Genomic DNA, 6,612 nt, shown 5'->3' on the forward strand with positions numbered 1-6,612 from the left:
ACGCATTAATCTCTTAAATGCACTGATTATGCGTCGTGCAAAGGGTCTTGCTGGTGTTTCAGCGCCACTGGATACCTCATCATGTAGCATAAAAGAGCCGTCAACTACTGAATTTTTTATTGAAACATTCAGGAAAATTAAACGATTTTTTACACAAGAGCGCCCTGATATTCCCGTCTATGCTTAAGCTTTAAAGCAATTTCAATCTAAAATGCCTTATAATAGGCTTAAATCTTATCGCCTATTACAAATAAAAGAGTAAATTTAAGTCAGTTGGACTTTTTTTTGTTTGTTAATAAGTCATAAATTTAGGCGTTTATTCTCTTTCGGTTACTTAATTTTTCCTTATTCGAAAAATATTTTTGGGAACACTTAAGTCAATGATCTCTATATATAACACCTTCACTGTTCCCAAAATCTAACACGGTCTTAAATATAGATTTTGACCGCATTACAAAAATAATAGTTAAGATTGTGTATTCTTTAGCAACCAGCTTTCAATATAGATAATAGTTTCTTCAATAGTACTTATTGCCTGATGATAGAGTGCATCAAACAGTTCTCGTTGACCTGATTTCCAATAACGCTCTAAATATTGGCAGGCATATTTCATCCGAGTGGTTCCGACATAGACGGCGCCACCCTTTATTTTATGAGCTAATTTTTCTACTTGTTCATAATCTTTAGCTGCAAAAGCGTCTTTCATTCGTGGGAAGTCTTGAGGAATGCTAACCTCAATTAAATCTTGTAAGAGTTCGATAAATACGGAATTATTGCCTAAGTTTTTTAACGTTTGTTCAACTTCTAAGAGAGGAAATTGACCAAGCGCAAATAGTTCTTCTTCAGTATCGGGTAAGTCGAGTTTAGCTTGTTCTATCTTTTCGCGCTTAAGAATTTCGGGATGTCTAACAAAGTGATCTAAGATATTAGAGGCATGAGTTTTGGTCAGCGGTTTTGACAACACAGCATCCATCCCCGATTCGATGCAATGCTGTTTATTTTCTTCAGCGGCATGGGCCGTTAAGGCAACAATAGGTGTGTGTTCTTTATCTTTTTCTTGATTGCGAATTTGTTTAGTGACTTCATAACCATCAGCACCTTCACCTAAGCCTATATCCATAAAAATCAAATCATAATGATTATTCTTTATTAGTTTTAATGCTTCTTGTCCACAACTGGCTAAATCAACTACACAATCCATGGAGCTAAGTAGAGTAAGAGCCACTTTTTGAGCAATAGCATTATCTTCGACGACAAGGATTTTATTTCTTTTTTTGCTGGTACCTGGTTTTATAGATAGGGTGGTTAAAGAGGTTAAGAATCGATTCCCATCAGACGATGTTTCATCTTTATCGCAACCTGAATCATCGGGAATTAAAGGTAATTTAAGCGGGACTACGCAGGTAAATTGTGTTCCTTTATTCTCAGTGCTATTCACATAGATTTCAGCTTCAAGTTCATCAATAAATTGTTTTACAATATAAAGGCCTAAACCCGTGCCTTTGTATAGGCCTTTATAAGAAGGAGTTAAGCGGCTGAATTGAAGATAAATATCCTGTTGTTTATCTTGGTGAATACCGATACCTGAGTCAGTGACTTTAAGTTTAACAATTAAACTTCTCTTCCTTTTTTTAACCAGTTCCGCAGTTAAGGTAACATGTCCTGTATGGGTGAAATTAAGCGCATTCCCTATTAATTCAAGGATAATTCGGTGAATTCTAATTTTATCGCCGATAACGTATTGAGGTAGATGATTGTCGTAGATAAAATTTAACTGTAATTTTTTCTCACTTGCTTTTGCTTTATATAAATCAATATTCTTAGAAAGCACGAGTTTTAAATCAAATTTTTTCTTAAGCTTTGGAATTTCTCCTGAACTAACTCGAATTGCCTCTAAGACCTCATCCATTAAATCGAGCAATGCTTGACTTGAGGCAACAAGGTTTTCGGCATATTCTTTAATTTGCGGGTTATCAGATTCTGATTTTAGAATATCTGCAAAACCAACAATTCCGGTTAATGGAGTACGAATATCGTGGCGCATATTTTCAAGAAATTCTGTTTTGGTCTTATTAGCCACTTCGGCTGCATCTTTCGCTTTAACTAAATCATCTTCAAGTTTTTTACGGTCTGTAATATCAATTGAAAAACCTATTAATCCGATAATCTGATTGTTAGTATCCCTAACAGGTTGCTTTTGTGAAAGAAAAACTTTTTTTTCACCATTTGGCATAACTACTGGTTCTTCAATGATGACAGGCAAACCCTCCTGCATAATTTTGTTATCAATATCATCTACTGCTTTCGCTGACTCATAGTTATCTAATATTTCAAAAATAGTTTTTCCAATGAAGCCTTTGCCGTCACGATCAAATAATTTCAGTTGATTCGTACTGGCACCGAGATAAACACCTTGAGTGTTTTTCCAATAAATATAAGAAAAGGGCATGCTATTGAATAAAAATTCAATAATTTCCGGGGTATCTTTAAATTTATTACGAGATTTCATCATTTTTGGAGCATGTAACTATCTTATTAGCATAGATGATTTAAGGGTTTTGCGCGAAGCGATTTTTGCGATTTGCTTAAGTTATATCCAGTTTGGTGTATATGTGGTATTATATTTAACTTTTTTTGTAAAGGACGGGTATCCATGAAGGTCTATATTTTTATTTATAATGTCGTTGCAATAAAAGCAACTCTTTCAGAGCTAACTTACGACAAAGATGCTCAATTTATTTTAATCGGAAGTGATTATTGCCTTGAGAATTTATCCGATAAAAATAGAGCCTTCTTCCATCAAACTCATTGTATTAAGCGAAATTTTCATCAAGTCAATCTTCAAGAAATTGAGACAATTATAAGGGATTACCTGAAACACTATGAGCCTCATCAAATCGTTTTATTGAGTAATGAAGATAGTACTCAGATTGCTTGCGCTAAATTAAGGGAAAAATACAACATTCAAGGTGATACTCTTAACCAAGTGCTGCCCTATGTTAATAAAGATATTTCAAAATCTAAGTTGATGGGCAAGGTGAAGGTACCCCAATTTACTTTGTTTGATAAAGAAGCATATCAAGCGAGTCCTAAAGCTTACCAGCAAGAACTTGTTGAGAAACTTGGGTTTCCTATGTTTATCAAACCTATCGATCTGGTTAGTAGTATAGGTACGTATTATATCCCAGATTATTCTGCTTTAGAGTCGGCTTTAGCCCGAATTCATCAAGAGCCTTGGCAATTTGAGATAGATGAATTTATTGAGGGAGAATTATTTCATTGTGATCTCATTGTAAAGAATGATGAAATCAAATTTTTTATGGCAGGGAAATACGCAAACCCTTTAGCTGAGTTCTCTAAGGGAAGACCCATGGGTAGTATACCTGTAGGTGATGAAGATTTCTTAGCGAAGTTAAAGCAATTTAGCCAATCTGTACTAAGTCATTTAGGCTCCTTTTCCTCAGCTTTTCATCTTGAAATGTTTTTAGAAAAAAAATCAGGAGAGCTTGTTTTTCTTGAGGCTGCAGCAAGAACACCTGGGGCTTTAGTGCCTGAAATGTATGAAATAATTTTTAACTTACACCTTGAGAACCTACACTATTTAGCGAAAATTGGTTTAGAAGAAATTAAAGCTCAACCGCTTAGCGGTTATCAAGCAGGCTGGATAACTTATCCTCGAGTGGAAGGGGAGATAGGAGATATACAACTTCCAGATGTGAATGTTCAACACCAAATGATGAATTACATCAAAAAGGGTGAACAATTAAAAAAGGCGCATAGTTTACTTGATAGCGCATGTAGCGTGGTGTTTTGGGATCACTGTTATTCTGCGATTGAAAATACATTTCACCAACTCAAAGCACATCAGCCCTTGTTGTTAAAGAATGCCGACTTTGTTTCTTAGCTCAATAATAAACCCGTTTGAAATAGGCCTTACGCTCCGAAACTTGCGCTTTGATGCAAAAATATAGATAAAATTTATTACTTATTTTACTTTATTGAAGCAACTTTAGAGCGGTAATCAGATGATTTTAAATTTTTATGCATAAAACTAGTTTCGATAGACTTAACTGAATTATATATGAACTGTTAGTTTATTATCACTCCAATTTCTTTGGGGTTTTTGCATTACAGCGCAAGTTCCGGAGCGTAAGGCCCACTAGCCAAAAACCAGCCCAGATTAATTGATACCATACTATTATATTCGCAATTAATCTGGGCTAATAGCAGTTAATGTGAGCCAAATTTTTTATAGAGGCAATTAAAGTAAGCCAAAGTTAAATTACATTTGCATTTAATTCGGGTCAGTTTTGTGCTCTGTTTGCGAGCCGCCACAACTATTGTTCTCCTTCAAGAATATGCTGATATGGGAGCCTTTGATATTCACTGTAAGGCTGAATATGTGACTAATTTTTTTAAAAAATATGTTGAAAAAAGGAGACATCTATAGTTGAGGATTGGCGATGTAGGCTATTTAGCGAGTGACGTAAAAAACAAAATCTTTAATTACAAATTATTGATAGATCTCCAAGTCTGGCCTAGTGTGTACCCATAATATCTCTATAGTTTCGGGTTACATTTGGACTTGTATTGTATCAACTTAAAAGATGCCCAAAAATATTTTTGCTAAAAATTACTGGATTTGATTCCTCATTGGTATCAGGTATTCCGAGGAAATTTGTACCTGACTATGATGTTGATACTGCAAGTTTCTTCGAATACAAATAAGTACCCGTCGGACCAAATTCAGCCCTTCAAACAGCCATGGATCGCCATGAAGTGAACTACGATCTAGAGCGAAGATCTTGATCTAGGGTCTAGGGTTTGAATAACCCCACATATTTTGGATACTTAGCGTTCTCTTCAGTTTTGCTCGATGTAAACTGCATTAAATGTCTCAATAATTTATCAAAAACATAGCGTACCCGATAATGATCAAAAGATTTTGACACAGCAACAAAGAAGGAGAAAGAGTTTTTGGGAATGTTGAGCTTGGAAGTATTCCAAGCTCATAGGTTGACAATTTTATTGATAAGCATCTATTTGGTTAGCTAAAGCAATAACAGAGGTAGTGGTTTCTGCTGAATACTTTGTATTGGCACATTCAAGCTCATGAAAATTCTTTTCATCATACCAATCAACCTTATAAAGAAAGCCGGAGTTCTTGTTACCTTCAACAGTTATTATGGTCGCTTTGTTGTTAACACTATAGGTAACGTCTTCTATTGCAAGTTCCGCCGCTGTATTAGAAGCGTTTACATTCATTACGCCATAAGAACAACTACCAATGCTTTTGGCATCAAAATATTGGGCAGCACCAGACCATCCTCCTTTATCCTCATGAAAACCACCCTGAGGTGCTACACCAAGTAAGGTTATATTTCCTGCTGCCATTAAAGCATTTCCTTGTGGAACCCCCTTAAATTTAAAAGCTAATTGTAAGTCCTTAATTTGTGGCCTTAGGTGAGTACTGGTAGCGCGGTTATTGCCTGCATATAACTTAAATTGTGTCTTAGAATAGTTGTGAAAATTTAGTAGTTCGATAGGTCGATTGGTATCTACTACTGCATAGCCTAAAGTTTTCATCTCTTCTTCGGCTTTAGCACCTTTTTCTAGCTGTTCTTTTGATAAATCAAGCGCTGTTCTTGCCACTAACTTAATTCCCGAACCTGGTAAGGGAAGTCCTAGTTCAGATAACACTTTCATACGTTTTTGCTCTTCTATTTTTTCCTGCTCTGGAGTTAGCGTATTGGCAGAAAAAGCGGCAAATGATATCAAAGACAAGGCTAGTATTTTTTTTTTCATAATTTATCCTTACATAAAAATTAATTGGTTTCTACATAACTATTGCTATCTACCATCCGTCAATTATGTTGCAGTGATCTGCATAGGTAGTATCAAATGGAATTTTTCTATGATAATCAGATAAATAATGATAGCCATGCACTCTCCAACTTCCAGTCAGATCACCTTCCCCCCAATGAATAGCATGAGCACGCCATGTATATTCAAATCCAGTATCCATAGTATGAGACTGACGCCCTTGATCAGTATGATAACTTACAACTCGCCAATCAAAAGGATGCATGTACCACCAAGTAATTGATTCATTGTTAAGACAATTAGCTCGACTATGAACAGTAGTTCTATCTAAACCAGCGTATGCGTTCAACGACATAGCTAACATTCCAAACAAAACAGCTTTCTTCATCCTACATCTCCATTTCCATTACATTTAAATCGAGGCGAATTTACTAAAAAAATTTTTATCAGTCAAAAGGATTGGCTTATATTTTCAGAATGCTGCAAATAAATAATAGTCACTAGCTTAAACGAAGAGGAGTAATAGAGAATGAATATAAGAGAAATAGACGCATATTTTAATTTCTTTTTTTGAGAGAGCATATTCTTTTGTAGGTGAAAAACGGGGGTTTTGTTTACTCTTCTTCCCTCTTCGTTTAGTCAACGAAAAATCAAAACAAAATGAGTTAACAAATCTGGTTAATTATTTAAAGTTAATGATATTCGAATTTTGATGAGTGATCCTCCCTCGATTAACCGTACACCTTGTTTAACAGATATAATCTGAATAACGAGGAGTTACAGATGTCA

5 protein-coding genes are annotated in these 6,612 nt (G+C 35.2%); 2 read left to right on the top strand and 3 right to left on the bottom strand.

The window, feature by feature from the left end; translation table 11 throughout:
* The coding region (locus Ldro_RS16625) for a hypothetical protein (protein ID WP_193786661.1) at positions 1–187 on the top strand (187 nt) is incomplete at its 5' end.
* A gap of 279 nt (positions 188–466) precedes the next feature.
* On the opposite strand, the gene Ldro_RS15235 is transcribed toward Ldro_RS16625, so the two are convergent.
* On the bottom strand, positions 467–2,512 hold the full coding sequence (locus Ldro_RS15235; protein WP_238584036.1) for a response regulator: 2,046 nt from the start codon (positions 2,510–2,512) through the stop codon (positions 467–469).
* Positions 2,513–2,653: 141 nt separating this feature from the next.
* Here Ldro_RS15235 and Ldro_RS15240 point away from each other — a divergent pair, with 141 nt between their 5' ends.
* The gene (locus Ldro_RS15240; protein ID WP_058497290.1) at positions 2,654–3,904 is read left to right on the top strand and encodes an ATP-grasp domain-containing protein; all 1,251 of its coding nucleotides are present in this window, start codon (positions 2,654–2,656) and stop codon (positions 3,902–3,904) included.
* Positions 3,905–5,025: 1,121 nt separating this feature from the next.
* Here the strand turns inward: Ldro_RS15240 and Ldro_RS15245 are convergent.
* Together Ldro_RS15245 and Ldro_RS15250 are read right to left on the bottom strand one after the other, a co-directional pair.
* A complete protein-coding gene (locus Ldro_RS15245; RefSeq protein WP_058497291.1) occupies positions 5,026–5,805 on the bottom strand; it encodes a hypothetical protein in 780 nt (259 codons plus the stop codon).
* Positions 5,806–5,854: 49 nt separating this feature from the next.
* Entirely contained in the window at positions 5,855–6,211 is a 357-nt protein-coding gene (locus Ldro_RS15250; RefSeq protein WP_058497292.1) for a hypothetical protein, read from the bottom strand.
* Positions 6,212–6,612 lie beyond the last annotated feature (401 nt).

Origin of the sequence: Legionella drozanskii LLAP-1, from assembly GCF_001467585.1 — a bacterium.
GTDB classification, from domain to species: Bacteria; Pseudomonadota; Gammaproteobacteria; order Legionellales; family Legionellaceae; genus Tatlockia; species Tatlockia drozanskii.